The organism is Bradyrhizobium acaciae, assembly GCF_020889785.1.
GTDB classification, from domain to species: Bacteria; Pseudomonadota; Alphaproteobacteria; order Rhizobiales; family Xanthobacteraceae; genus Bradyrhizobium; species Bradyrhizobium acaciae.
In genome coordinates, this window is record NZ_JACMYK010000006.1 from 1 (window position 1) to 26,351 (window position 26,351).

26 protein-coding genes and 1 pseudogene are annotated in these 26,351 nt (G+C 62.9%); 11 read left to right on the forward strand and 16 right to left on the reverse strand.

Annotated features, from left to right (window positions below):
* Positions 1-205 (reverse strand): annotated as a pseudogene (locus H8A92_RS04545) (AraC family transcriptional regulator); the annotation flags it as partial.
* 188 nt (positions 206-393) lie between these two features.
* Between H8A92_RS04545 and H8A92_RS04550 the strand changes: the two are divergent.
* Together H8A92_RS04550 and H8A92_RS04555 are read left to right on the forward strand one after the other, a co-directional pair.
* A complete protein-coding gene (locus H8A92_RS04550; protein WP_338026501.1) occupies positions 394-930 on the forward strand; it encodes a sigma factor-like helix-turn-helix DNA-binding protein in 537 nt (178 codons plus the stop codon).
* A gap of 82 nt (positions 931-1,012) precedes the next feature.
* Positions 1,013-1,552, forward strand: a complete 540-nt coding sequence (locus H8A92_RS04555; RefSeq protein WP_229194664.1) for a helix-turn-helix transcriptional regulator — start codon at positions 1,013-1,015, stop codon at positions 1,550-1,552.
* A gap of 70 nt (positions 1,553-1,622) precedes the next feature.
* Here H8A92_RS04555 and H8A92_RS04560 read toward each other — a convergent pair whose 3' ends face one another.
* Entirely contained in the window at positions 1,623-2,726 is a 1,104-nt protein-coding gene (locus tag H8A92_RS04560; protein ID WP_229194665.1) for an asparaginase, read from the reverse strand.
* A gap of 208 nt (positions 2,727-2,934) precedes the next feature.
* Here H8A92_RS04560 and H8A92_RS04565 point away from each other — a divergent pair, with 208 nt between their 5' ends.
* The 3 genes from H8A92_RS04565 (at position 2,935) to H8A92_RS04575 (ending at position 5,263) form a co-directional block, all read left to right on the forward strand.
* Positions 2,935-3,129: a hypothetical protein gene (locus H8A92_RS04565; protein WP_229194666.1), complete on the forward strand. Its 195-nt coding sequence runs from the start codon at positions 2,935-2,937 to the stop codon at positions 3,127-3,129.
* Between the two features lie 200 nt (positions 3,130-3,329).
* The gene (locus H8A92_RS04570) at positions 3,330-4,502 is read left to right on the forward strand and encodes an OpgC domain-containing protein (RefSeq protein WP_229194667.1); all 1,173 of its coding nucleotides are present in this window, start codon (positions 3,330-3,332) and stop codon (positions 4,500-4,502) included.
* Positions 4,503-4,552: 50 nt separating this feature from the next.
* Complete coding sequence (locus H8A92_RS04575; RefSeq protein WP_229194668.1) at positions 4,553-5,263, forward strand: alanyl-tRNA editing protein; 711 nt, start codon at positions 4,553-4,555, stop codon at positions 5,261-5,263.
* Positions 5,264-5,290: 27 nt separating this feature from the next.
* On the opposite strand, the gene H8A92_RS04580 is transcribed toward H8A92_RS04575, so the two are convergent.
* The 3 genes from H8A92_RS04580 to H8A92_RS04590 form a co-directional block, all read right to left on the reverse strand.
* Entirely contained in the window at positions 5,291-6,580 is a 1,290-nt protein-coding gene (locus H8A92_RS04580) for an MFS transporter (RefSeq protein ID WP_229194669.1), read from the reverse strand.
* A gap of 206 nt (positions 6,581-6,786) precedes the next feature.
* The gene (locus tag H8A92_RS04585) at positions 6,787-8,451 is read right to left on the reverse strand and encodes an amidohydrolase (RefSeq protein ID WP_229194670.1); all 1,665 of its coding nucleotides are present in this window, start codon (positions 8,449-8,451) and stop codon (positions 6,787-6,789) included.
* Positions 8,452-8,463: 12 nt separating this feature from the next.
* Positions 8,464-8,859 carry a hypothetical protein gene (locus H8A92_RS04590; protein WP_229194671.1) on the reverse strand — a complete coding sequence of 132 codons (396 nt, stop codon included), beginning with the start codon at positions 8,857-8,859 and terminating at the stop codon, positions 8,464-8,466.
* A gap of 138 nt (positions 8,860-8,997) precedes the next feature.
* Here H8A92_RS04590 and H8A92_RS04595 point away from each other — a divergent pair, with 138 nt between their 5' ends.
* Entirely contained in the window at positions 8,998-9,429 is a 432-nt protein-coding gene (locus H8A92_RS04595) for a winged helix-turn-helix transcriptional regulator (RefSeq protein ID WP_229194672.1), read from the forward strand.
* 381 nt (positions 9,430-9,810) lie between these two features.
* Entirely contained in the window at positions 9,811-11,322 is a 1,512-nt protein-coding gene (locus H8A92_RS04600) for a helicase HerA domain-containing protein (protein WP_229194673.1), read from the forward strand.
* Positions 11,323-11,554: 232 nt separating this feature from the next.
* On the opposite strand, the gene H8A92_RS04605 is transcribed toward H8A92_RS04600, so the two are convergent.
* The 4 genes from H8A92_RS04605 to H8A92_RS04620 all read right to left on the reverse strand — a co-directional run bounded on the left by H8A92_RS04605 (position 11,555) and on the right by H8A92_RS04620 (position 15,476).
* Entirely contained in the window at positions 11,555-12,886 is a 1,332-nt protein-coding gene (locus H8A92_RS04605) for an LLM class flavin-dependent oxidoreductase (RefSeq protein WP_229194674.1), read from the reverse strand.
* A 153-nt stretch (positions 12,887-13,039) separates the two neighbouring features.
* Positions 13,040-14,152, reverse strand: coding sequence for an ABC transporter substrate-binding protein (locus H8A92_RS04610; protein ID WP_338026502.1), 1,113 nt, complete (start codon positions 14,150-14,152; stop codon positions 13,040-13,042).
* Entirely contained in the window at positions 14,149-14,877 is a 729-nt protein-coding gene (locus tag H8A92_RS04615) for an ABC transporter ATP-binding protein (RefSeq protein WP_229194675.1), read from the reverse strand. The genes H8A92_RS04610 and H8A92_RS04615 overlap by 4 nt, the downstream gene beginning before the upstream one ends.
* Positions 14,874-15,476 carry an ABC transporter permease subunit gene (locus tag H8A92_RS04620; protein WP_229194676.1) on the reverse strand — a complete coding sequence of 201 codons (603 nt, stop codon included), beginning with the start codon at positions 15,474-15,476 and terminating at the stop codon, positions 14,874-14,876. The genes H8A92_RS04615 and H8A92_RS04620 overlap by 4 nt, the downstream gene beginning before the upstream one ends.
* A 371-nt stretch (positions 15,477-15,847) precedes the next feature.
* Here H8A92_RS04620 and H8A92_RS04625 point away from each other — a divergent pair, with 371 nt between their 5' ends.
* From H8A92_RS04625 to H8A92_RS04635, 3 genes are all read left to right on the forward strand, one after another.
* Positions 15,848-16,138, forward strand: a complete 291-nt coding sequence (locus H8A92_RS04625) for a hypothetical protein (protein ID WP_229194677.1) — start codon at positions 15,848-15,850, stop codon at positions 16,136-16,138.
* Positions 16,139-16,304: 166 nt separating this feature from the next.
* A complete protein-coding gene (locus H8A92_RS04630; protein WP_229194678.1) occupies positions 16,305-16,859 on the forward strand; it encodes an Lrp/AsnC family transcriptional regulator in 555 nt (184 codons plus the stop codon).
* A gap of 551 nt (positions 16,860-17,410) precedes the next feature.
* The gene (locus H8A92_RS04635) at positions 17,411-18,802 is read left to right on the forward strand and encodes an FAD/NAD(P)-binding protein (protein ID WP_229194679.1); all 1,392 of its coding nucleotides are present in this window, start codon (positions 17,411-17,413) and stop codon (positions 18,800-18,802) included.
* A gap of 69 nt (positions 18,803-18,871) precedes the next feature.
* On the opposite strand, the gene H8A92_RS04640 is transcribed toward H8A92_RS04635, so the two are convergent.
* The 3 genes from H8A92_RS04640 to H8A92_RS04650 are packed head-to-tail and all read right to left on the reverse strand — an operon-like array spanning position 18,872 to position 21,933.
* Positions 18,872-19,708 (reverse strand): ABC transporter ATP-binding protein, encoded by an 837-nt coding sequence (locus tag H8A92_RS04640; protein ID WP_229194680.1) that lies wholly within the window; start codon positions 19,706-19,708, stop codon positions 18,872-18,874.
* Entirely contained in the window at positions 19,705-20,508 is an 804-nt protein-coding gene (locus H8A92_RS04645) for an ABC transporter permease (RefSeq protein WP_229194681.1), read from the reverse strand. The genes H8A92_RS04640 and H8A92_RS04645 overlap by 4 nt, the downstream gene beginning before the upstream one ends.
* Before the next feature lie 3 nt (positions 20,509-20,511).
* A complete protein-coding gene (locus tag H8A92_RS04650; protein ID WP_229194682.1) occupies positions 20,512-21,933 on the reverse strand; it encodes an ABC transporter substrate-binding protein in 1,422 nt (473 codons plus the stop codon).
* A 323-nt stretch (positions 21,934-22,256) separates the two neighbouring features.
* Here H8A92_RS04650 and H8A92_RS04655 point away from each other — a divergent pair, with 323 nt between their 5' ends.
* Positions 22,257-23,096, forward strand: a complete 840-nt coding sequence (locus H8A92_RS04655) for a Crp/Fnr family transcriptional regulator (protein WP_229194683.1) — start codon at positions 22,257-22,259, stop codon at positions 23,094-23,096.
* Here the strand turns inward: H8A92_RS04655 and H8A92_RS04660 are convergent, their stop codons facing one another.
* The 4 genes from H8A92_RS04660 to H8A92_RS04675 are packed head-to-tail and all read right to left on the reverse strand — an operon-like array spanning position 23,097 to position 26,351.
* Complete coding sequence (locus H8A92_RS04660; RefSeq protein WP_229194684.1) at positions 23,097-24,059, reverse strand: HEAT repeat domain-containing protein; 963 nt, start codon at positions 24,057-24,059, stop codon at positions 23,097-23,099.
* 1 nt (position 24,060) lies between these two features.
* Entirely contained in the window at positions 24,061-24,294 is a 234-nt protein-coding gene (locus tag H8A92_RS04665) for a 4Fe-4S dicluster domain-containing protein (RefSeq protein WP_027584110.1), read from the reverse strand.
* Positions 24,295-24,311: 17 nt separating this feature from the next.
* Entirely contained in the window at positions 24,312-26,048 is a 1,737-nt protein-coding gene (locus tag H8A92_RS04670; RefSeq protein ID WP_229194685.1) for a fumarate reductase/succinate dehydrogenase flavoprotein subunit, read from the reverse strand.
* A 9-nt stretch (positions 26,049-26,057) separates the two neighbouring features.
* Positions 26,058-26,351: a gamma-butyrobetaine hydroxylase-like domain-containing protein gene (locus tag H8A92_RS04675; RefSeq protein WP_229194686.1), complete on the reverse strand. Its 294-nt coding sequence runs from the start codon at positions 26,349-26,351 to the stop codon at positions 26,058-26,060.

Genomic DNA, 26,351 nt, shown 5'->3' on the forward strand with positions numbered 1-26,351 from the left:
CCGAGCCGCCGCGCGGCGTCGCGATCGCGACCGTATGCAGCAGCGTGAATTCGTTGTGGCAATCGATGCGGTTGTCGTCGGTCGGTCCGACGTCGAGCCGGCAGAAGCCACGGCAAATGCCTTCGCGCCACGCCTCATAGGCCGGCCCTTTCGCCAGCCCGCGATGGAAGATCGAGAAACGGTTGGGCACCTGTGTCTCGGACATGATCCGCTCCGAACGCCCGATCGACCACAACGCTGCCACGATCGATCACCTGCCGCCCGATATGCGCATGTGTCGTGCGCGTGTCGTTCCTGTCCCTACGCTTGGCGCGACGGTCCACGACTCCGGTGGGGAGCCTGATACCACTCCGCCGATTGCTGGTAAAGCTATTCACGAGATGCAACCCTATGATGCGAAACGCCAAAGCCGGGAATAAAACGGTGCAGCAGTTTCGTGACGCGGCCCTGCCGTGGCTCGACGATGCCTATGCTCTCGCCCAAATCCTGATGCGAACCGAGGTGGACGCCGAACAAGCCGTGCAGGACTGCTATCTGCGCGCGCTGCGGCAATTCGACGGCGTTCGCGGTCCGGCCGTCAGGTGTTGGCTGCTCGCGATTCTCAGAGCCGTCTGCCGGAAAAGACGTGGCGAGATGCCCGGCCGCCGCGCTACACCGACGAACAGTACCGATTACAACGCAACGACCGAGCATTGCGACGCCCCGACAATCCGGCAACTCATCGGCGAGCTGCCCGCGCCGCTCGGCGAGGTCATCGCCCTGCGCGACGTGATCGACCTCTCCTACAAGGAGATCGCCGAGGTCACCGGCGTTCCGGTCACAACCGTGATGTCGCGGATCGCGGACGCCCGCGGCCTGCTGCTCGCGGCGCGCCGCGCCGCGAACAAGGCGCCGCCCGCAGGCAGGACGAAGCCGACGGTCCTTGGGTAGCCATCTACGCCCTGCTCGAGTCCGTTTCCGCGGTCGTGCCTCGGAGAAACAGACTGATGCAGGCGCCGCGTTCAGCTATCCGGTGCCGACGTCGCTCGCGGCCTACAACGAGGCCTTCATGGCGCCCCTCACGTTCGACGCCGGCTTCAACGGCTTTCTGGTATCGAACGAGGATCTTGCATGCAAGCTTCCGACCGGTATCCCCGAACTCGCTGAGCTGCACGACCGGATCGCCGGACAGGCGATCCGGAAGTTTGAAAGCCGCACGGGAACGACGCATCGGGCGCGGCAAGCGATTGCCCGCCGGCTGCCCGACGGCACACCGCTACGCTCGGCGATCGCCGACGAACTCAAGATGGGCGACCATACGTTTCAACGCCGTCTCACCAGCGAGGGCATCTCGTTCACCGAGCTGGTCGACGACACCCGTCGCGAACTGGCCCAGCACCATCTGGCCGATCCGCGGGTGACGATCCCCGAGATCGCCTATCTCCTCGGCTACGCCGATCAGAGCACCTTCTTTCGGGCCACGCATCGCTGGTTCGGTGAATCGCCGGGCGAATATCGCACGCGCGTCTTTGACGGGTTGGCGCGCGAGATCGAGGCGGCTCGTCAAAACTAAAGCGCGATGAGATTCGGTTGAATCGTCACCGCGCTTCGGTTCGTTGTTCGATGATCTTCCCATCGCACGATCACGGCTGGGCGAACGCCTGTTGCACCGCCTTGGGATCGATGATGCCGTTGGCGATCAGGAGCTCGAGCAGCACGCGGGCCTTCTGCGGATTGAGATCGAGCGAGACCGCAAAGCCGAGCTTGTCGTCCTCGACCTCGACGTTGCGGTTCACGTAACCCGAGCCGACGCGGGTCGAGCGCACCACCACGACGCCCTGTTTCGCCGCGGCCGCCAGCGCATCGATCGCGCCCTTAGATGAATTGCCGTCGCCGACGCCGGCCAGCACGATGCCCTTGGCGCCGCGCTTGACCGCATCCTCGACCTCCGCGGCGTCCATGTTGGCGTGCGAATAGATGATGTCGACCCGCGGCAAGGGCGGCGCATCCGGCAGCTTCAGCTTGGCGGCTTTCACCGGTGCCGCCGGCTGCAGGAAGCGCAGCGAACCGGTGTCGACGTAACCGATCGGCCCGGCATCGGGCGAGCGGAACGTCTGGACGCTGGTGGTATTGGTCTTCTGCACCCAGCGCGCCGCATGGATGGTGTCGTTGAGCACCACGAGCACACCGCGGCCGCGGGATTCCGGCGCCGAGGCGACCCGCATCGCATCGTAAAGATTGGCCGGACCATCGGCGCCGATCGCGGTCGAGGGCCGCATCGATCCGACCAGCACGACCGGCATGTCGGTGTCGAGCACGTTCTGCAGGAAGAACGCCGTCTCCTCCATCGTGTCGGTGCCGTGCGTGATGACGACGCCGTCAACCTCCTTGTTGTCGATAGCCGCGCGGATGCGCTTGACGAGGTCGAACCAGACCTTGTCGTTCATGTCCTGCGAGCCGATCGACGAAATCTGCTCGGCCGAGATCTGGGCGAGCTTGTCGATGCCCGGAATGGCCGCAATCAGGTTCGCCGCGCTGACCTTGCCTGAATCATAGGCGTTGCCGGCGCGTGCGTTGGCCTGGCCTGCGATGGTACCGCCGGTGCCGAGCACAAGCACCCTCGCCAGCGAGGTAGCGGCGGGCGCCTGCTGTGCGATGCCTGGTGAGGCAAGCCCGAACATGAGGGCCGCGACCAGGCCGACGATCGTGCGTGCGGAACGGGTGGATCGAAGCGAATACGGCGCCATTTCTTCCCCCAGTGACAAACAATCTACTCACAACTCGTAGTTTTATCGCGCAAGAAATGGACAAACTTGCGGCGGAAAACATCGCCGCTGAAATTCCGGCTTCCCTTCCGGTACCGAGGGCGCAGCCTCATCCATCGAGTACCGCCCGAGCGTGCTTGCCGCCGAGCCGCGGATCAAGAAGGCCGTCGACAAATACGCGCTGCGCTAGGTGCAGCTGATCAGGCAGGCGAGCCGCGCCGGCACCTATCGCCGCAATCTCGATCCTTACACCGCGATGTCGCTGATGATGGGCGGGATGTGCCACCTTACCGCGGTCCGGCTGCTCGACGGGCGCAAATACCATCTGGTGAAAACGGGCGAGGCGCTGTTCACCACGCTGCACAACGGATTTGTTCAGCGTTAGCCCGCCGGCACGCACACGGCATAGCCGTGCCAAGCCTGGCCCGCCGCCGGAACGATTTGATCCAAATCCGGCGTTGTCTGGACGGCTGTTGAGACGATCCTTCTCAGAAACCGATACACGGCCGTCGAAATCATGTTCTAGTATGACGTGGTGGGCGCCCCGCGGCCGAAGTCGCGGGCACTGGGGATGGGAGCGAACCGATGGACGTCAAGGCTGTTCTGCCGCCGCGTGGCCGCGACTATCGGCTCGACCTGCTGCGCGGCTTCGCCAATTGGGCGATCTATCTCGACCACATCCCGAACAACGCGGTGAACTGGATCACGCAGAAGAATTTCGGCTTCAGCGACGCGGCCGACCTGTTCGTGTTCATCTCCGGCTACACCGCATCCTTCGTCTATGCGCGCATGATGCTCGAGCGCGGCACCGTGATCGGCGCCACCCGCCTGATCAAGCGGGCCTGGCAGATCTATGTCGCGCATGTCCTGCTGTTCGTGATCTACATCGCCGAGATCGGCTACCTCTCCCAGCGCTACCACGATCCCAATCTGCAGAACGAGTTCAACGTCGCGGGCTTCATGCAGAACCCGGCGGAGACGCTCTATCAGGGCCTGATCCTGGCGTTCAAGCCGGTCAACATGGACGTGCTGCCGCTCTACATCGCGCTGATGCTGGTCTATCCGCTGGTGCTGTGGGCGATGTTGCGGAAGCTCAATCTGACGCTGCTGGCCTCGTTCCTGCTGTATCTGGCGGCACGCCATTTCGGCTGGAACCTGCCGGCCTATCCATCCGGCACATGGTACTTCAATCCGTTCTGCTGGCAGTTCCTGTTCGTGTTCGGCGGCTGGTTCGCGCTCGGCGGTGCAGGCGAGTCGATCAACTTCATCCGCTCGCGCACCTTCCTTTGGCTCGGCGGCGCCTATCTGTTGTTCGCGCTGGTGATGACGCTGGCGGGTCGCTTCGCGGAGCTGGGTCAGGCGATGCCGCCCTGGCTCTATAATGCCTTCAATCCGAACGACAAGACCAACCTCGCACCCTATCGCGTGCTGCACTTCGTGGTGCTGGCCTTCTTCGTCACGCGCTTCCTGCCGCGCGAATGGCCCGGATATGAATGGCCGGTGTTCCAGCCGATCATCAAATGCGGCCAACAGTCGCTCGAGGTGTTCTGCTCGGGCGTCTTCCTCGCCGTGGTCGCGCATGTGGTGCTGGTCGAGGTTTCGGGCAGCCTCTGGATGCAGATCGTGGTCAGCGTGATCGGCATCGTGCTGATGACGGTGCTCGCCTATTACCGCTCCTGGTCGAAGAAGGTCGACAAGGCGCCCGCAAAGAAACCCGTGACTGCGGAAGCGCCGGTGGTCGCACGGCCGGCGGAATAGCCGGCCGGCGTAGATGGTCAACAGTGATGCGCATGCGCTAGAGTGTTGGGATGTCCCGCGCCCTCACTCATGACCATCCCGACATCCTTCAGCTCGAAACCGACGTGCTCGACGCGCGGCCCGGAGCTATTCTGCTCGAACGCTCGCCGTTCTTTCCGGGCGGCGGCGGCCAGCTTGCCGACCGTGGTACTCTGAAATGGTCCGGCGGCGAGCTGCCGGTGACCGGACTCGAGCGTGACGCGCGCGGCCTCTGGCACATGGTCCCGGGCAACAGCCTGATCTCCGGCAAGGTCATGCTCGAAGTCGAGCCGACGTTTCGTGCGATGATGTGCGAACTGCACACGCTCGCCCATGTCATCAACGCGCTGGTTTATACGCAGTTCGGCGGCGCGCTGCTGACCGGCGCGCAACTCAATGCCGACGGCACCTTCCGCGTCGATTTCGATCTGCCCGGCGCCGACAATGAGGCACTGCAGGCGCTCGAGGCGCCGCTGAACGACATCATCCGGCAGGACCTTGCGGTGAGTGCCGCCTTCATGCCGCACGCCGAGGCGCAAGCCATTCCCGGATTGTTTCGCAGCAAGGCGGTCGCTCCGCCGGTCGGCGAGGACGGCCTCGTCCGGATCGTCGAGATCCTCGGTCTCGACCGGCAGGCCTGCGGCGGCACCCATCTGATGTCGACCGGGCAGTCCCGCCCCGCGCGGATCGTCAAGATCGACAACAAGGGCCGCCAGAACCGCAGGATCAAGGTCGCGATCTGACCGACCCTCGCAAGCCGTGAGCGCTCGCTACTTCGCGAGCGGCTTTCCTGCGGTCTCCGGTGCCAGCTTGATCAGCGGCAGGCCGATCACATAGATCAGCGACAGCATCGAGATCGCCAGCGGAAAGCTCCCGGTGCGGGCGGCGAGCGCACCGATCAGCGACGGGCCGGCCGCGCCGAGCACGCGGCCCATGCTGAAGGCGAAGCCGGAGCCAGTCCCGCGCAGCGCCGACGGAAACATCTCCGGCAGCCAGATCGTGAACAGGCCGAACACGCCATTGGTGAAGAAGCCGAGCACCGGCAGCAGCACCATGAACAGCACCAGATTATCGAGCCATTCGATCGCGACTTCGTAGCAGACCACGACGGAGATCAGCCCGCCGATGAAGAACAGCACCGCGGTGCGGCGCCGGCTGCCGAGCCAAGTGGTGAGCGATGGCACAAGGAGGCAGCCGATCAGCGTGCCGACATTGGTGATCAGGCCGGCCACCGCGCCCATCTCCTGCGCATGCGCCGGCGTCGCGCCGGCCGCGACCAGCTTGGTCGCAATCACGGTGGGCGCCCAGAAATTCGACGACCACAGGCCGAAGATGATGCAGGCCATCATCAGCGCAGCGGCCCAGGTGGTGCGCGCCTGATCGCCGGCAAACAATGCCGAGACCGAAGGCTGCTCGTGCTGGGGGCCGCGCTCGGGCTCGGGAATGTTGCTGCGCAGATACGCAATCAGGAGTGCCGGCAGAATGCCGAGCAGGAACATGCCGCGCCAGCCGAGCGTGCTGCCGATCGCAAGCGTGACGGCGGCGGCGAGGAACAGCCCGGTCGGGGTTGCCGTGTGCAGCCATCCGGCGAGCCGCACCCGCGTGTTCTCGGGCACGGATTCCTGCAGCAGCGGCGTGCCTGCGGCCCATTCGCCACCAATGCCGAAGCCGGCAACAAAGCGAAACAAGGCAAACATCACGATCCCGGTCGCAAGCCCGCACAACGCGGTGAACAGCGAGTAGACCAGCACCGTCCAGCACATGATCCGGACCCGCCCGTAACGGTCGGCGGCCCAGCCCCAGACCATCGAGCACGCCCAACCGAGCATGAAGATCGAGAACAGCAGGCCGCCATAGATGCCGATATTGGCCTTGCTCGGCTCGATGCCGCTGGCGGGCAACAGTTCGCCGAGCGCGCTGACCAGGATGTAGCCGTACATCGAGGAATCGAAGCCATCGAGCATCCAGCCGAACCAGGTCGCCCAGAACACTTTCCGCGGCGACACCGCAGCAGGCGCCGCAACCGACGGCGCTACGGCATCAACGGTGCTCTCAGTCATGTTTCCTCGCATGTTTCTTTTGTGCGCGGACTATGACGAGGTTTGCGCGAGGGGACATCTCCGGCAAACGGGATGGAGGTATCCGGCATGAGAATGGCGGCGCCGTTCAGGAACGGTGGCTGGAATTTCTCAGGCGGCAATCCCGAAGGTCGGTAAAGACATATCGTCTTCCAAGAGGCACCTTCGGGCCGTCCAGGCGCAAGTATTCATCCGGCCTCGTGAACCTGACGACCCTCGAACCAAGTCGAAAGCACCTTGGTCTGCGATAGACGCTCCGGCGCGGTCGCTAACAAGTCGCGATCGACCAGGATGAAATCTGCCGACTTTCCCGCTTCGATCGATCCGGTGAGATCGGACAAGCCCATCGCCTGCGCCGCGTTGACGGTGTAGATGCGCAGCACCGTCTCGAGATCGAGGGCCTGCTCCGGCCAAAGCGCGCCTTCATATCCGCCCCGCGGATTGCGGCGCGTAATCATCCCTTCGATCCCGAGCCAGGGGTCCGGATTGGCCACAACCGGCCAGTCCGATCCGGCCGCCATCAACGCGCCGGCGGCGTGGAAATCGCGAAGCGGCCAATAGCAGTCGGCGCGATCCTCCGGGATCGCCGCGCGGATGGCCTCCTGGATCGGGCTGGGATACCAGATGATCGGCGACACGTCGGCGGCGACATCGAGCGCGCGGAAGCGCGGGATATCGGCGGGCGCAACGAAGCCCGCATGCGCGATCTGGTGAGTAGCACCGACGCCGTTTCCGGGTCCGTTGAAGCTGCGCACGATGTCGATGGCGTCGAGCGTATCGCGAACCGCGGCATCGCCGGTGCAATGCACCTTGACCCGCATCCGATGTTTCTCGGCCTTTGCGATCCACCGCACCAGATCAGGAATCGAGATCAAGGGATCGCCGCAAAAGCAGCAGCCTTGCAGACGCGTGGCGCGGTATGGCGTGAGCATGGCGGCGGTACGCGTCGTCGGCACCCCGTCCATGAACAGCTTGATGAAATCGGGGCGGACGTGGCGGGTGCGATAGGTCTCGCGGCGCACGATCAGCGCGTCGCCGACGAGATCGGCGCCCGACAGGGTCCGCTGCGCGGGCAGCGAGGCGACGCACCAGCCATTGAGCTCATTCGCGCGATCGAGCGCGGCCAGCGCCTCCAGGAACGGGAGCGTCGTCGTCGCATCCTGAAAGGCGGTGACGCCGAAGCCATTGAGAATCTCAACCGCGCGGCGGCATGAAGCCTTGTTGCGCTCCGCAAGATCCGGGATGCTTCGCTCGACCGCCTGCTCGGCGAGCCCCGAGGCTCGCTCCAGCAACAGCCCGGTCGCCGCCCCGGTCTCAACATCGCGCAGGATTTGACCGTCCTGGGGATCGGGGGTGCCGGCATCGATCCCGATCAGCTCCAACGCGCGAGAATTGACCCACCGGTTGTGCTGGCTGTCGTCGCGCAGCATCACCGGATGCGCTCCGGAAACGGCATCGAGCGCCGCCAGCGAACTTGCACGGCCGATCATTTCGACCAGTTGACTTCCCCAGATGCCGCCAAAGACCCACTCGCCCGGTTTCGTCGTCGCGCATCGCGCGCGCACAGCTGCGAGCACCGCATCGAACGACATCGTCGGCAGGAGTTTCAATTCATAGAGGTCGGCTTGCCCGCCACGGAGATGGTGGTTGTGCACGTCGACGATACCGGGCAACAGCATGCCGCCGCCGAGGTCCACCATCCTGGTTCCGGGACCGGCCAGGCTTTTGACGTCGAGATCGTGACCGACGGCAACGATCATGCCGCCGGCCACCGCAATCGCCTCGGCGCGGCTCGCAGCGGCATCCGCCGTGAACACTTTTCCATGATGGAAGATCAATTCCGGCCGCATCATCGTGCTTGGCCCTCAGTGCGCCGACAAGATTCGCGGCCGACGCGATAAAATAGTGAGGCCGAGAGCGTAGGCCGCGATTGCGGCGGTCTGCAGCCAGTAAGGCAGGGTGGACTTGCCGGTGAGAACGCCTTGCAGCGCGTCGGAAAGATTGACGGCGCACAGACCGAGAACCGTGACCCAGATCGCGACCAAGGCGAAGACGACCTCGCCCGAACGCGCGGCGGAGGCAAACAGGCAGATATAGGCCACCACCGCGAACGAGATGATCTTGTCCTGATAGGCGTAATAGGGTGTATCGTAGTAGACGAACAGGATCGGCGCCTTGATCCCGAAGAAGTGCGCCATCGCCATGCAGCAGAAGTAGGCCACGCCGGCCCAAAGAAGCAGTCCGAGAATCCGACCGTTCATCGAGTCACCCATGAAGGACCCTGCGAGATATTCCTGCGAGATATTCCTGGCGGCGGGCTGGTTACGTCGCTCGCGCCGTTCACGGTCCCACATCAATCATGGACCAGCCAGACACATTAATTTCTGACCGAGGAAACCATGGCCTACCATCGCAAGCGCCCTGCCCCGGATCCGTGCCCCGTCGAGGCGGTCCTCAAGATCGTCTCGGGCAAGTGGAAGGTCCGGGTGCTTCATCTGCTTTCGCTGGACGAACTCAGCTTCGGCGAATTGCGCAACTCGATCGTGGGCGTTCGCCAGCAAGTCTTGTCCAGCCTGCTGCGGGACATGATCGCCGACGGCGCGGTCCGTCAGCGCAAGATTTCATCCGAACGATCGATCTACGCGCTGACGGACAGAGGATTCGAGCTTGTTGCGCTGCTGACCCCGCTGGCCGAGTGGGGAAACAATCTGCTCGCCGAACAGGGCGTTGCGTGGCGGCCACCCGAGCCGCGGCGAAGCGCTCAGCACAGCGACGGTGACGAGACCTACCGGACCTCGGGGCACCCGTCCGCGCAGAACGTGCAACGATAATTGCGTTCGACCGGTTTGCTCACCGATTCCCGTGCCGGGTGTACGCCGCAGCCACCGTGCAACGGCAATCCGTCGGACCGGCGCCAGGAATGAATGTGTCATAATTGAACTCAGGTCTCGAGTTCGACGGACTGATTGAATGTGGAGTGGATCCGAACTGGCCGGATCGCGCATCTGAACCGAAATTGACGCGAAAAGAATCCTCACCGGATTGGCAGGCGAATCAGACACGCTGTGGTGGCTCGATCAACCGCCATCTCGCCGGACGACTAGTGCCACCGGTTAAGTCCGGTCGCGCCTGGGGATCGTGCCGCGGTCCGCTCGACGGGGCGCGATCGGCTTGTTAAGCCGCGTCTCCGCAAGGATGATTTGAGTCGGGGCATGACCGTAGCGATCGAGATGGGACAAACGACGTCCGGCACTTCGGCGGCCATCGACCTCGAGGAGCTATTGGCCACGCGCCTCCTGGTGCAGGGCAATTCGGGTTCCGGCAAATCGCATCTGCTGCGCCGGCTCCTGGAACAGAGCGCCCCGTGGGTCCAGCAGACCATCATCGATCCCGAGGGTGACTTCGTGACCCTCGCCGAGCGATTCGGTCACCTCGTGATCGATGCCGAGGACCATACCGAGCGCAGTTTGCAGGTCGCCGGCGAGCGCGTGCGCATCCACCGCGTTTCCACGGTGCTCAATCTCGAAGGGCTCGACGCCGAGAACCAGATGCGGCGGGCCGCGGCTTTCCTCGGCGGAATGTTCGAGGTCCCGCGCGACCACTGGTACCCGATGCTGGTGGTGGTGGACGAGGCGCAGCTGTTCGCACCGGCCGTTGCAGGCGAGGTCACCGACGAGGCGCGCAAGCTCTCGCTCGGCGCGATGACCAATCTGATGTGCCGTGGCCGCAAGCGCGGCCTTGCGGGAATCATCGCAACCCAGCGGCTGGCGAAGCTCGCCAAGAATGTCGCGGCCGAAGCGTCGAACTTCCTGATGGGCCGGACCTTCCTCGATATCGACATGGCGCGCGCCGCCGACCTGCTCGGCATGGAGCGGCGCCAGGCGGAAGCCTTCCGCGACCTCGAGCGCGGACAATTCATGGCGCTGGGGCCCGCGCTCTCGCGCCGCCCGCTGGGCTTGCGCATCGGTCCAACGGACACGCAGCCGCGCAACGCGGCGCCGCGGCTGATGCCGCTGCCCGAAGCGGCCCTGGAGGACGCACGCGCCATCATCCTCGCAGCTCCGCCGCCCGAAACCGTGCGGCCGCCGCGCCGCGCGCCGGCGCCGGACCTGCTCAGCCAATTGATGGCCGCCAAGTCACCAGCACCGGAGGCGGAGCCTGAAACCGCGGAGCCGCCGCCGAGCGCCGAGCAACTGGCCGAGCGGCGTGAGCGGCTGGATCGCATCCTGCGCGCCATCCTCGCCGAGCCCGACGCGGGCTTCCGCGCCATCGGCGTGCTCTATCAGGAGTTCGTGGTCCGCTGCCGCATCGAGGGACTCGGCGCCGTGGTGCCCGAGCTGACCGATTTCCGCCGCATGCTGACGCGCGCCCGCGCCGGGCTCGGCACCGACATGGCCGAGGACGACGTGTGGCAGGACGTCTCGCTGCGTGCGGCCCTGCTGCCCGAGGACATGCAAGGCGTCTTCATGATGATCGCCCGCGCGGCGAAGGAAGGCTGGCCCTGCCCGAGCGATGCAGCGATCGCCCGCGCCTACGGCACGCACTCGCTGCGCCGCGCGCGGCACCTTCTGACCTACATCGAGGAACAAGGCCTGATCGTCTGCCAGCTCGACGGCACCGGCCGCAGGACCGTGACCCTCGTCGAACTCGCCTGGGCCACGGCCGCCGCGGATCCGAATGCCGACGATGTGTCGGCGGAAGCAGCCGGCAGCTCGTCACTGTGATCCGGGATTGAGCAGCAAGAATCCGAGCATGAAAAGCCCGCCGTAAGGCGGGCTTTTCATCTCTGCCGGTCGAGAGATTTGGTTGCGGGGAGGCGCAACCACCGATACCGACATTCACTGACGGTCGCCATTTAGACGATTTTCCATCACGGCAACGAATTGAATCTACACAACAATTGCTTTGCTGTCATAGAAGAAAAACGACGACCGACCGTCAATCCGCGCGCCTGAGTCAGTTCGGCGGCCGAACCAATCCAAGCGAGTCGCGCAGCGTCGTGCCGCCATACTCTGTTCTGAAGAGACCACGGCGCTGCAGCTCCGGCACCAGTTGATGCACCACGTCCTCTACCCCGCCAGGGAGATAAGGAATCTGCAGCATAAAGCCGTCGCAGGCGCCGGCTTCAAACCATTCCTGCATGCGGTCGGCGACCGAGCCGGGCGTTCCGGTGAAGCCGCTGGTAGTACGCCCCGCGCCGTAACGCTGCCCCAGTTCGGCCAGGCTGAGACCGGAGCGACGGGTCAGCTCGGAAACCTCGCGATAATGGCCCTCGACGCCGGGGACATTGAGATTTTCGGGCAGGACCTGGTCCTGCGGAAACAGCGAGAGATCGACACCGAGGTGATAAGACAGTGTCGAGAGCCCGGCCTCGGGATGGGAAAGACCATAGAGTTCATCGTGCAGCGCCTTGGCATGGCTCTCGGTGTCTGCAATTACCGGCACGACGCCGGGCAATACCTTGAGCGTATCCGGGTCGCGGCCGAACCGCACCGCACGCGCGCGCAGGTCGTTGCGAAATTCGACGGCGACGTCGATCAACCCGGGGGTCACGAAAACGATCTCGGCCCAGCGCGCGGCGAAGTCGCGGCCACGTGCCGAGGCACCAGCCTGGATGAAGACCGGACGGCCTTGCGGTGGGCGACTGACATTGAGAGGACCGCGAACATTGAACCATTTGCCGACATGATTGATCGCCCGGACCTTGGCCGGATCGGCAAACAGCGGCGCCTCGCGATCGCGCACCAGAGCGTCATCCTGCCAGGAATTCCATAGCTTGGTCGTGACTTCGAGAAATTCGTCAGCACGGTCGTAGCGTTCGTCGCGCGAGAGCTGCTCGGTCAACCCGAAGTTACGCGCCTCCGCTTCCTGGAATGACGTGACGATGTTCCATGCCGCTCGGCCGCCGCTGATATGATCGAGGGTCGCCAGTGCACGGGCCAGACCGTACGGCTGCGTGTAGGTCGTGGAAATCGTCGCGCCAAGCCCGAGGTGCCTGGTCGCTCCCGCGATGACCGATAACACCACCAGCGGATCGAGCCGCAGGGCACCCAAGGCCCCATAGCGGAGCTGGCTGTCCAGGCTGCCACCGAGCGTATCCGGAATCGCGACAATGTCGGCAATGAAGAGCAGATCGAAGCGCCCCTCCTCCAGCAGCCGGCCAATGTTCTGATAGTACCGGGCCGACAGGAGGTCGCCGTCCGCTTTAGGGTGTCGCCATCCGCCGTGACTTCCCGAGACCGGGCCGGCGGAGACGAATGCGGCGAGATGAAGTTTCTTGGCAGCCATCGATCAGCTCACGGTCCAGGAGATTACGACGGGTCCGCCGCGCTTGAGCGTGTTGTAGATCGGATGTGAAGCCGGCGATGTGATCGAAACCGTCTCACCGATTTGGGCGCTCATGATGATTTCTCTGTGTTGCTGATTGCCGCGACGAGTGGCCTATGCGCCAAGCTCCAGGGCAACCGCCCTCTTTGCTGCGTCGAATTGTGCGCCGAGCAGGAACGATCGCACGCCAACCTTGTTCGGCAGGACGCCCAAAGCGTGGAAATTATCCGCGAGATCCTGCGTCGATGCGGCGGCTGCTTCATCGATCGGCCTCAATGCGACAGCCGTGGACTCGGAAAGTCTGGCGTCGCGGATCAGCTTCTCGTACACGGCCTGCTCGGCGCCATCAGGTGGAAAACCGCCTTGGGACGCCCATAGTGCAACCGATTCTGCCGGGTGCGCGAAAATATAGGCCTGCGTCTCGCGGATGAACTTCACGAACTTCGCGAAGACTTGCGGATACTTCACCGCGACCTCGCTGCGCGCCACATAGAATGCATAGTCGTAGGTTTTGACGTCCGGCAACAAGCGCGCCTTGTCGCCAAGCTTCGTCAGTGCGAGCGCCGTCGCGGGCTGCCAGTGAATCCAGCCGTCGATGCTCCCTTGCGCAAACGCTGTGAACGCGTCCGCCCCGCTCAGGCTTACGGCCTGCACGTCGGATAGTCGGAGCCCGGCAGTCTCCAGATACTTGATCAAACTATAGGTGCCGGTCGTCCCGTTCTGATGGGCAATCTTCTTGCCCTTCAGATCGGCCGCGGACCTGATCGCCGAGCTGGCCTGCACGAGAAAATCGACCTCGTCGACGGGCAGCGGATAAGCGGCCAGCGGCACGATCGGCACGCGCGCGGGTACGGCGTTCACGACGGCGGTCGCGGTTGCGAATGTGAAGTCGACCGAACCTGCCTTCACCGCCTCCATGACGGGAAGCGAAGCCGTGAATCCCGGTTGCCAGATGATCCTGGTGCCAAGTTCCCGCTCAAGGTTTCGGCCGCCGGCGCCGGCCCGCAGCGAGGCCCAGACACCGGTGCGGCCGTCGCCAATGACAGCCACAGTCAATTGTGGTGGAACCGATTCTGCGGCGCCCGCAAACGACATGCCACGCGCGCCGACCGTCGCTGCTGCGACCGTTACCGCGGCCGAGGCCAGGAATGTTCGGCGCGAAACGGTACGACGGCGCATGCCAACTGAGCCTTTCGAAGTCATTCGGTCATCCTTTCGATGCGTCATGCGACCGCCGGAATATTGCCTTCCGCCGTCAACAGACCGTCGAGTAACTCTTCCTTCAGAGCAGCCAGGGCCGGCTCGCCACGATGCCTCGGACGTGGCCGATCGAACACGAGGTCCCGCGCAATGCCGCCGTCCTTGACCAGGAGTACGCGATCGGAAAGCAGCAGCGCCTCCTCGACATCGTGCGTGACCAACACGACGGTCCGGGGGCGCGCGGCGAGCAGTTGCTCCAGTAGCAATTGCATCGCCGCGCGGGTGATGGCGTCGAGCGCGCCGAAGGGCTCGTCGAGCAGGAGGAGATCCGGTTCATGAATGAGCGCCCGCGCCAGCGCCACCCGCTGCCGCTGCCCGCCGGAAAGTCCGATCGGGAACTCGTTCTCGCGCCCCCGCAAACCCACGGCGCGAAGGATGTCAAAGGCCTCGCGGTCCCGGCCGTTGAGGCCCAGTTGGACATTGCCGAGCACAGTCCGCCACGGCAGCAGGCGATCCTCCTGGAACATCAGCCGTACGTCCGCAGTGCGGCCGGTCGCGCGCAGTTCGATACGACCGCCGGAAGGTGTCTCGAGGCCCGCAACGAGGCGCAGCAACGTTGACTTGCCGGCACCACTCGGGCCGATGATCGAGACGAACTGGCCCGCTGCGATGTCAAGGTCGACCTTTTGCAGGACTGAACGGCCGGCAAACGACTTGCTGACGGAGCGCAAGCTGACCTCCGCGCCGCTCATGCCTTCCCCCGATCGGTATAGTTCGGATGCCAGCGCAACAGGCGCCGTTCGATCAGCCGCGTGATAAAATCGGATAGCCAGCCTGCGATCGCATAGAGGATGATCGCCAACATGATGATGTCGATGCGCAACAGCTCGCGGGCATTTTGCACGAGGTACCCGATGCCGTCCCGCGATGCGATCGTCTCGCCGACGACCAGGGTCAGCCAGGCGACGCCAAGCGCATAGCGGATGCCGACCAGGATAGGCTGCAGCGCCGCCGGCAGGATGATGGACCACACCAGCTCCACAGGTCCGAGACCGTAGGACCTGCCGAGCTCGACCAGCTTGGGATCGACGTTGCGAATGCCGCCGACAGTATTGATGTAGACGGGGAAGAACGATCCCATCGCGACCAGGATCAACCGCGGCTCCTCTCCGATACCGAACCAGAGGATCATGAGCGGCACCAGCGCCAGATGCGGAATGGTTCGGATCATCTGCAGCGAGCGGTCGAGCAGGTCGCGAACCGTCACGAACAACCCGACGAGCAAGCCAACGATGAGGCCGGCGGTGGCGCCAATCCCGAAGCCGATTGCGACACGACGGAGGCTGATCAAGATATCATGCTGCAATTCACCACGCTCGGCGAGCTGACGGGCAGCGTTCCAAATATCCGCTGGTGCCGGCACGATCGCTGTCGATACGACCCCACTAACCGACAGGGCATGCCAGATGGCGAGCACCGCAAGGGGCGGTAGCCAAGGCAGCAACAACGAACGCCACGGCACGCCTCGCGAAGCCGACGCTGCCGACATGTCCGCGCTGTGCCTGACGTCGGCCACGATCGTCACGACGGGTTCGCCCCCGCGGAGGGCTCTCTCCTTGCGAGCAAGTGTTCGCGCCGCTGCCGCATCGGCAGGCGCAGAAAGCAGTGACGCATCCGCCATGAAATCGAACTAGTGCCGCCTTGTCCTGAGACTAAGGCACCTTGGCAAAGTCCGACGCGGAATTCGACGGCAGTGAAATTCATATTTCAGCACTTTGCATCGAAGCTGTTCTACTTTTCCGCGCCATTTGCAGAACTATTTTTCTGTGCTGGGCCTGCTTGCTCGCATCTCCGCCCAATCCGGTCGCTGCCGCCCACGAGCATTTCTCGGCGGTTTCATCTCGAACGCCGAGAGCGGCCACATGGAACGAAAGGTCGCTGTGTTATGCGTTGCAACTCGCAAGGCTGCTTGGGCTCGGCTATTTGCTGGCAGCATCTCGGCGCCCGGCGTGACGACGGTCTCCTGACCTGCAGCAACCGCAGAGACGAACTACGAGAAGCCGCACCTGCAGAACGGATCTTCTCCGACTGGAGCTTTATTCAAAACGTTGGCGACTTGCGTAGAATATTCTTTCATCTAGCATCAATCATAACCCATTCATTTGAAAGTTCTCTGCATATGACCGACATCCACACGCCTCCAGCGGTCGCGCCACGCCGCCTCGATACGATCGATCGCAAGATACTGAGGGTGCTTCAGGAAGACGCGTCGCTATCGGTCGCCGAGATTGGTGAACGCGTTGGGCTGTCCTCAACGCCTTGCTGGAAGCGCGTGCAGCGCCTGGAGACGGAGGGGATCATCACTGGCAAGGTCGCCCTCGTCGACCAGAACAAGATCGGCCTAGGTTTGTCGGTCTTCGTGTCCGTCGAGAGCGACGATCACTCCGACACGTGGCTGATGAGGTTTGCGTCCATCGTCAGCGCGATGCCTGAAGTGATCGAGTTCTACCGCATGGCCGGCGACATCGACTATGTCCTGCGCGTGGTCGTCGCGGACATGCAGAGCTATGATCTGTTCTACAAGAAGCTGATCGGTGCAATTGCACTGAAGAATGTGACTTCACGTTTCGCGATGGAAAAGATCAAGTCGGTAACCGCCCTGCCCGTGCCAGGACTTGAGCTCGCCAAGCCACCTCACCTCCCCACTCGATCAGCCGTTGAGACGAGAGTTTAGCGAACGGACCCGAACGAGAGGCACCGGTGGCCTTGAGCGCGGCGGACACCGCGCGGAGTAACGGAACCCGTGAACACCGGAGGAACATTTTACGTCATTGGCCTGACCAAGAAAATGAATCATCTCGAGAACGTCGCAATGCAGTTCATCGATTTCAAACTTGCAACTGAAGCCGGGATTCGAAGGTGAGCGACGCAAAGGCGTGATACCCTCGTGGCAAATTATGGATGCGAAGGAGGGTCTATGCAGCGGATATCTTCTTGGCTTTATGCTTTTGGTCGAATGACTGGACGGTTCCAGGCAAAGTGTCGAGAGCTCGCGCGACCCAACCGCGCCAAAGGGGGCGAAGACGCGCACGAATTCTTCTTTTTCGGCCCACACGGCTAGGACTTTTCCTCGTCTCGACCCCGCAGAAATCGGCGGGCGGCTTTTTTAAGGGCTGGACGTCAGCCCCCGTCACAGCCCCTGACGTCACGTGATGACCTGCAATCCAAGGCGTCCATCGCTGGCATCGCCCATCCGGAGCGGCCGGCAGATCAGTGGAGCGGCACATGACAGGTTACCGTGGACGAAACGTCATCATCATCGGTGGTGGCGCGAGCGGCGTGCTGCTGGCGTACCAGCTGCTCCACCAGCCAACCCGCGATCTCCGCGTCACCCTGATCGAGCAGCGCCCGGATATCGGGCGCGGCATCGCCTATCACACCGGCAATCCCGATCACCTGCTCAATGTACGGGTCGCGAACATGAGTGCCCTGCCGGATCAGCCCGATCATTTCTGGGGCTGGCTTAGCTCACGCGAGCTCGATGTTCCCCTCTGTCCGGACCCCTATTGCTTCGTGCCGCGACGCATCTATGGCGACTACATCGCGAGCTTACTTGAGCAGCATACATCCGATCCGGCAGACGTAGAGCGTCTTTCCATCGTTCGTGGAACTTGCGTCGATATCAACGAAGGCGACGCCGGGGTGACGATCACGCTCGACGATGGTCAATCGCTGGCCGGCGAGGCTGCTGTTCTTGCGACCGGACATGACATGCGCGCCAGCCGCGCGGGTTATGCCGATCCGTGGGCGCCGCCGTCGGCCGCCCCGATCGATGCCGATGCGACCGTGCTGCTCCTCGGCACGGGACTGACGATGGTCGACTACGTCCTGTCACTGTTGCGCGACGGGCATCGAGGTCCGATCATCGCGATGTCCCGGCGCGGCCTGCTGGCAAAGTCGCATCGGCGTGTGGATGCCCAGCGCATTGACGAAGCCGATGTCCCATTTGGCGCCAGCATCAGCAAACTGCTCCATTGGCTCCGCAGCCGCATCGCGCGGAATGCGGCCGAGGGGGGTGACTGGCGTGGCGTGATCGACGGCTTGCGGCCCTACGCTCAGCGCCTGTGGCACGAGCTTCCGCAGGCGTCCAAACGCCGCTTCCTCGAGCACGCTCGCGCCTGGTGGGACGTGCATCGGCACCGGATGGCGCCGGAAGTCGAGGCCCGCGTGTCGCAAGCAATCTATACGGGGCAGCTCAACCTGTTGGCAGCCAAAGTCGTCAGCGTCGCGCCGACCAACGATGGAGCCCGCATCCATTATCGGCGGCGCGGTGATACCAGGATCCTCAACATGCAAGTCGGTACCGTCGTGGATTGCACCGGCATCGTCAAGGATCCGCGCGCCACGCCAAATCCGGCGGTACGCGGCCTGTTCGACCGAGGCCTGGCGCGCGTCGACCCGCTCTGCATCGGCATTGAGACGGATCGCAACTGTGCCATCATCGGCCGCGATGGCGAGGTCTCGCAGCGCCTCTTCGCCGTAGGCCCGCTGACGCGGGCGGCGTTCTGGGAGATCATCGCGATTCCCGATATCCGCAACCAGTGCGCCACTCTCGCCGCTCGGCTCGCCGAACCGGTAAGTTCGCGTCAAGCAGAGCCGGAGCGAGTCCAACTTTAGCACGCCCGACAAAGTGTACGAAGGCCCTGCGAGCCCGGCGGCAGCGCCACCGGGACCTCTCACTGAACCTCACCTGATCCCAAGCGGACTCAACCGCGCCAGCGACTTCGCGCTATCCGGCTGCTTGAGAAGATCGAGGATCCGGCGCTTCAGACGCACAAAATCCGGCTCGGTGACAAGCTCGGCCCGGCGTGGCCGGCCAAAGGGGAGGCGGATATCCTCGATGACCCGTCCCGGTCTGGCGCTCATGACAACGACGCGGTCCGCAAGAAACAGCGCTTCCTCGATATCATGCGTCACGAAGATGGTTGTTGTCGGGATTCTCGTCCAGATCTCGAGCAGAACCTCCTGCATCATGCTACGAGTCTGCGCATCCAGTGCGCCGAACGGTTCGTCCATCAATAGCACGCGTGGCCGATTAATCAGAACGCGCGCGATCTCGACGCGTTGCTGCATCCCGCCGGAGAGTTGCGAAGGATAGAAGTGCTCGAAGCCTTCGAGGCCGACCAGCCGCAGAAGCTCGTCAGCGGCGTGATACCGTTCGCTCTTGCCTACGCCACGCATCTTCGGACCGAACGCGACATTGTCGCGAACACGCTTCCACGGGAACAACGTATGCTGCTGAAATACAATACCGCGATCCGGACTCGGACCAAGAACTGTCTGGCCATCCACCGTCAAGCGCCCGCCCGTTACCGGCAGGTGGCCCGCCAAGGCACCGAGCAAGGTGGATTTGCCGCAGCCGGATGGGCCGAGCACGCAAACCAGTTCACCCGGCCCGATTGCAAAATGGAGATCGCGAACCGCCTCAAAGGCGTCGGCACCGTCGCCGAGTGAGATCGAAACACGCTCGATGCCGATACGCCCAACAGATCTCGTAGAAGCATCAGATATCCGAATGTTCATCGTGCGACTGCCGGCTGTCGCCACGGCATCAGATATTGTCCCAATGTCGTCAAGAGCCAGCTGCTGCCCATACCAAGCAGCCCGATCACGAGCATGCCGACGATGATATCGGCATAATTCTGCAGCGTGTAAGCCTCCCACGTGTAGTAGCCAATGCCGAATTGGCCGGAGATCATCTCGGCTGTGACCAGGCAGAACCACGATGTACCCATGCCGATCGCGAGCCCGGTAACGATGCTCGGCGCAGCACCCGGCAGTACGATCTCGCGCAGAATAGCGGTTGGTGTGCCGCCGAGACTGCGCGCGGACGCAACCAGCCGCCGGTCAATATTCGCAACACCATGCACGGTGTTGAGAATGATAGGAAACAACGCGCCAATGAATGTGATGAAGATCATCGACATTTCCGACGACGGAAAGATCAGGATCGAGAGCGGTATCCAGGCCACCGCCGGGATCGGCCGCAACAGCTCGAGTGGCGGCAGCAACAGGTCGCTTGCGGCGCGCGAGCGGCCGATCGCAAAGCCGAAGCCAATTCCCAACAAGACCGCTGCACCATATCCAGCGAATACCCTCCACAGGCTGCTACCGACATGTGCCAGTAACTTGGGCGATTTGAGCAGCACGATCGCGGATTGCAAGACTTCGGTCGGTGGCGGCACATTGCGGAATGTCACGAAGCCTAGGCTCAGGTGCTGGGCCGAGGCGAGTTGCCACAGCACGATGCAAGCGACGATCGAGAGACCCCGAACCAGCCAGCGTGACCGTGGCACTTGGCCAGCGGTGCGTGCGGCTGTCATTGCTCACCGGCTCGCGACGAGCGATTCCCGCGCGCCGGCATAGTCCACGACTACGCCACCATGCGCCTTCGACCACCGTTCCGCCCCATCCTTCAGCAGGAACGCACTGAGCTCTCCCTTCGGCGACCGCACAAACCACGCCTGATTTGCGAACAGTTTGATGCCGGTCTCGCGATCCTGGACATATATAACGCGAATCGCCTTGCCTTGCTTCTCCAGGGCTGCAAGAGCCGTCAAAGCGCCCTCCGGTGAACTGAAGTGCTGAACGAGCGGCTCGTCCTTGACCCAAATCTGAGCGACACGACTGAAATCCGTGATCCTGGCGCCGGTCGTCACATCTTGGGCCTTTAGACCAAGCTGGCCGTAGTCCTTCAGCTGCGCTTCGTAGTCTCCGCCGGCTTCCGCAACGGCCGCCCGGATGTATTTGTCGGTCACGAACTGATTGATATCGAGGTCGCTATCGGCACGCTTCAACAGCGTCAGCGTCTTGATCGAGGTGGCCACTGCCTGACGATATTCGGGTTTCCAAGTCACGTCGCGCGTCTGCAGGCCAAGCGGTCCGTGGAACAGATAGACGACTTCCGCCTCGATACCGGTCACCTTGGCGATCAGATCGCTGTATTTCTCCGGTTCGTTCGCAATCAAGCGATTCGCCTCGAGTGCGGCGCGCTGATAGGCAATGACGATCTCCGGATACTTTTCCGCGTAATCTGCATCGACCAACGACCCGTGAAACGTCGGCGCATTGGCCTGTGAACCATCAAAGATCTTGCGGGCAAATCCGCGCCAGGGGAACAATTCGGCAAACGGAACGAAATCGGCGTGCGCCTCGATCTTGTTGGCCTGAAGCGCGGGACCCGCGACTTCAGGCGCCTGGGTGATGATGTGGACGTCCGTCTCTGGATTCCAGCCCTCGGCCTCGATCGCGCGCAGCAACATGCCGTGTGACGTCGATGCGAAGGGCACGGAAATCGTCTTGCCCTTGAGATCCTTGATGGACTGAACCGGAGAGTTCGAGGGCACCACGATGCCGTTGCCGCTGCCCTTCGTGCTTCCGGACAGGACACTGATGAAGAGGCTGCGGCGGCCTGCCTTCTGGAACGCCACTCCGTTCAGCGAGCCCGGAAAATCCGCCATCGCGCCAAAGTCCAGCTTACCGGCGACCATTTCGTTGGTCAGCGGGGCGCCGCTGGTGAAGTTCTTCCATTGGATGTCGTACGTCACATCCTTGTACTTGCCGTCATGCGGCAGGAATTTCTCCAGCAGCTTCAGCTCCCGAATCAACAGGCCGCCGGTCGCGCAATTGATGGTCGTGTCCTGGGTCCCAACCGCGACTCGGATCGTTTCGGCCTGCGCTACGCCGGTTAAGCCCAACACAGTGGCAACAACCGCAGCCGCCACCTTTACAAGATCGAACGAACGCATTGGCCTGTCTCCAACGATAGATCGGCGGCGGCCAGCAGCCGCCGCAATATGCGGATCGAAACTATCGAGCCGGCGCGCCGATCACATAAGCAATTACTTGCATCGCGGTGGGGAGGTCAGTCGCTGGAAGGCGCGCGTTAGGACGCGGGGCGAGTGCTTCAAATGATTTTCTCACGCCAGCTGCATCCGCAGTTAATCCATTCCAGCGGAATGTCGTTCTCGCGTCATCTTTGCTAAGTGCGTTGACGGGCATTCAAATAGGTGGACTTCGCGATCTCCTCACACTTAGCTAGGGGACGACAGCGCAGGATATCCGGGCCGCAATGACCACAATCAAGGAAGCTTCCGAAGGCTACTCACGCACTCCGATGGTGCAGACAGGCCTCTCGGTGGACGGCAGCTATCGAACAAGGAAGAGCCTTGCTGTCTCCAGCGGACCGCACGCAACGGCCAGCGACTCCGCATTTTTCATAAGCGAGAGCATCGACGGCCTCAACGTCGGCGCCCAGTTCCTGGATCGCTTGTCCACCGAACAGAAGGCCCAAGTCCTGGCCGCCGGTCGCACCGTTTTCACCGCGCAGGGCGAAATGGTGTTCAGCCAGGGCGAGCATCACAACGGCATCTTCATCATCAGGCGAGGACAGGTCCGCGTCTACTACACCGCACCATCCGGCCGGGAGATCACCCTCGCCTACTGGACGGCTGGCCACTTCATCGGAGGTCCCGAGATCTCCGGTGGCGGTCCCCACATGTGGTCCGGCGTCGCCATGGAGGACTGCGAGATCCTGGCCTTGTCGAGCCCCGCGCTTCAACGAATGCTGGCCGAGATGCCGACTTTCGCGCTGGCGTTGATCGATGGCCTCGTCGCCAAGGGCAAGTGCTATTCATCGATGGCGCAGATGCTCGGCACCCGCTCGGTGATTGAGCGGCTCGCTCAATATCTTTTGAATCTCGCCGAACTGTATGGACTCGCCGACGGCGAGACAGTCATCATCAACCGAAAGGTCACGCATGACCAGATCGCCGCGATGGTTGGCTCGACCCGCCAGTGGATCACCATGATGCTGAAGCGGTTCCAGACCAAGCGCATTATCGCGATCGAGGACGGCGTCATCAGGATCCGGCGCCTCGATCTTCTCGAGAACATCCTGTTCAAGGATTAGTCATCCGCTGCCAATCTGTTCAAGCGCCCGGATCACGGTCTTTCGAACGTCGGGGTCCGCATCGCCAGTATGCCGCGCCAGAGCATCGCGCGAGCGCGGATCAGCGATATCACCGAGCGCTGCGGCGGCATCCTTGCGCAGCGAAGGCAGCTCGTCGTCAAGGAAGGCAACGATGGTTTCGATCCCGTCCCGAACCCTTAGCCGACCCAGGTTCTGCAGCGCTTTCTGACGAACTTGCCAATATGGGTCGGTAAGCGAGGCGACCAGCGCGCCAGCGGCTGACACCTGACCGATCCGCCCAATCGCTTCCGCCGCGGCGGCCCGGACCTGCCACTCCGGATCCGAGAGCGCGGTTGCCGCGGCCTGAGCCGCGATCTCGTTGCGAGCGAACGACAGCGCGTTGACGGCGGCGAGCCTGACATCAGCAGATTTGTCTCGCGTTGCGCCGATCAAGGACGGCAGCGTTTCAGTCTTCTTGAGATAGCCGATTACTCCCACGGCCTGCACGCGCACGCCGGGATTGTCGTCACCAAGCCCTGTGATCGCGGGACCCAGCGATGCATCGACCTGGAGTGCCTTCAATGCCCGAAAAACCGCAGCACGCACGAAAGCGGCCGGGTGAGTGACGAACGCCAAGAGGAGGCCACTCGTCTCTGGATCGCGGAGCTCGGCAAGGCTGTCAGCGGCCGCCTGCGCGACCTCCGCCACGGGGTCGGGCACCGCGCCAATCAAAGCCTTGGCAACCTGAATGCCGTCAAACTCCCCAAGGGCCTGCGCGGCTTGCTGGCGGACCATCGGTTCAGCGTCGAGGATGGCACCCGCCAGCAACGGAACCGCCTCGCCACTCGACGTCTCCACGAGGTCAAGCACCGCCAGTCGGCGCACCGATGGATCTTCACTCGCCAGCCGCTCAGCAATCTCCCCGAGATCCCCGAAGGTTTCGAATGGCTCGAACACGGTCATGTCAGCGTAACAGATAGGGAATGTTGACCGTCACGGCGCCGGTCGGGCAATCGGTCTCGCAGGGCATGCAGTACCAGCACTCGTCGTACTTCATGTAGGCCTTACCGGTGAGATCGCTGATCCGGAGCACATCCAGCGGGCAGACGTCAACGCAGACCGTGCATCCCTTGTCGGCAATGCATTTGGCCTCGTCAACGATAACTGGAACAGCGGTTGGCGTATGAGCAATTGGCATGCGACGTCCCCTTCTCTCTAGGCGTGCCGCCGGATGCGCTGGCGGTCATAGGCCGAGCGCTCGGATTCGTCGATTGGCACAATATAGGGCGCGACCGGCCGCTTCTCTGCGATCATCCGTCCGTCCCGCTTGCGCAGAATGCTGTGGCAGAACCAGTCGTCATCATTCTTCTCGGGATATTCAACTCGGTGATGATAGAGCCCCCAGCGGCTCTCAGTACGGAACAGCGACGCAGATGCCGCCATTTCGGCACAATCCAGAATCGATGCCGCCTCCAGTGAACGCATCAGTTCATGCGCGTCGCGCACTATCATCGCATTCTCCATATCCTCGCGGATTTCGGCGAAACGAGCTTGCCCCAGCTTCATCTTCGCGGTCACTTTCGGCGGCTGAAGATAGTCATTCACGAAGCGTCGCGTCTTGTATTCAAGCTGGTTTGGCGGGATGCCATCTTCTCGCCGGGTCGCGGCCAGCACACGTTGCTGTTCACGCACGACGTCGGCGGTATCGTAGTCGACGAGGTCAATGTTTGTCGCAACTTCCGCCGCATGCTCGCCGGCCACCGCTCCGTTGGTGAAGGCGCCCAGCATGTAATTGTGCGGGACGCTTGCCATATCGCCGGCTGCATAGAGACCCGACACCGTGGTGCGCGCAAATTCGTCGACATAGACCCCCGAAGCGCTGTGCCCGGAGCAAAAGCCGATCTCGGAGATATGCATCTCGATCATGCGTTCGCGGTAGTTCGTGCCGCGGTTTTCATGGAAACGCCCGCGCGTTGGCCGTTCGACGTGATGCAAGACCGCCTCGATCTTGCCGATCGTTTCGCTGTGCAGGTGATTGAGCTTCAGGAACACAGGTCCCTTGCCGGATTGCAGCTCGTTGTAGAACTCCTGCATCATCTGTCCCGACCAATAGTCGCACTCGATGAAGCGGTTTCCTTCGCTGTTGGTGGTGTAGGCTCCGAATGGACCGGCTACGTATGCACAGGCCGGACCGTTGTAATCCTTGATCAACGGATTGATCTGGTAGCATTCAAGGTTCGCCAGAGCGGCTCCGGCATGGTAGGCCATGGCATAGCCGTCGCCGGAATTCGTCGCGTTCTCGTAAGTGCTCCAGAGATAGCCCGATTGCGGCAAGCCCAACCGGCCGGCGGCACCGGCGCACAGGATGACGGTCTTCGCACGCAACACCAGAAACTCGGCACTCCGGGTGTTGACGGCGATCGCGCCGGCGATCTGCCCATCGCGTCCGGTCAACAGTCGCGTCGCCATGTAGCGGTTCGAGATCAGCACCTTCTCGCGGCGCAACTGCCGGTACAGCGCCTTCTTGACCGTATCTCCGTTCGGCATCGGCAGCACGTAAGAGCCGAGGTGATGAACTTTCTTGACATCGAAATCACCGTTCTCGTTCTTCTGGAACTTGATGCCAAAACCATCGAGCTCCTGGATTATTTCAAAGCAGCGTGATGCATATTTAAACACCGGCGCCTGATCACAGATGCCGTCATTGGCGATCGTGATTTCCTTGGTGTACTGCTCCGGCGTCGCGTAGCCTGGGACGACCGCGTTATTCAGCCCGTCCATGCCCATCGCGATCGCGCCAGAGCGCTTGACGTTGGCCTTCTCCAACAGAACGATACGCGCCTCCGGGCTATGGCGCTTCGCCTTGTAGGCTGCCATCGGCCCGGCGGTGCCCCCACCGATCACGAGGACGTCGCAGACGACCTCCGCCAAGCCACTCTTGATCTCATCCATGTTGTGCCCTCAAGCTGGCTGCCGTCCGGCGAGCTCGCGCAAATAGGACCACGGGTAGATCCCGCGGTCGTGGCCGTCCGAAAAATGGAGCCGCAGCGCGTAGTTCCCGACTGGCTCGAGCGCTGCGATATGGAGGTCCGGCGGGAGCGCCAGTTCGATGCCCTCGATCTGCCGACGGATTTCGCTGGCTGCACGGCTGGCTCGGCGCAGGGCCTCGGCGTCAACCTGCCGGGTCCCGCAATCCGGCCAGGTCAGCGCCAATGCCGTTGCGCCTTCGCATAACTCGACCTGGGATGGTTGCAT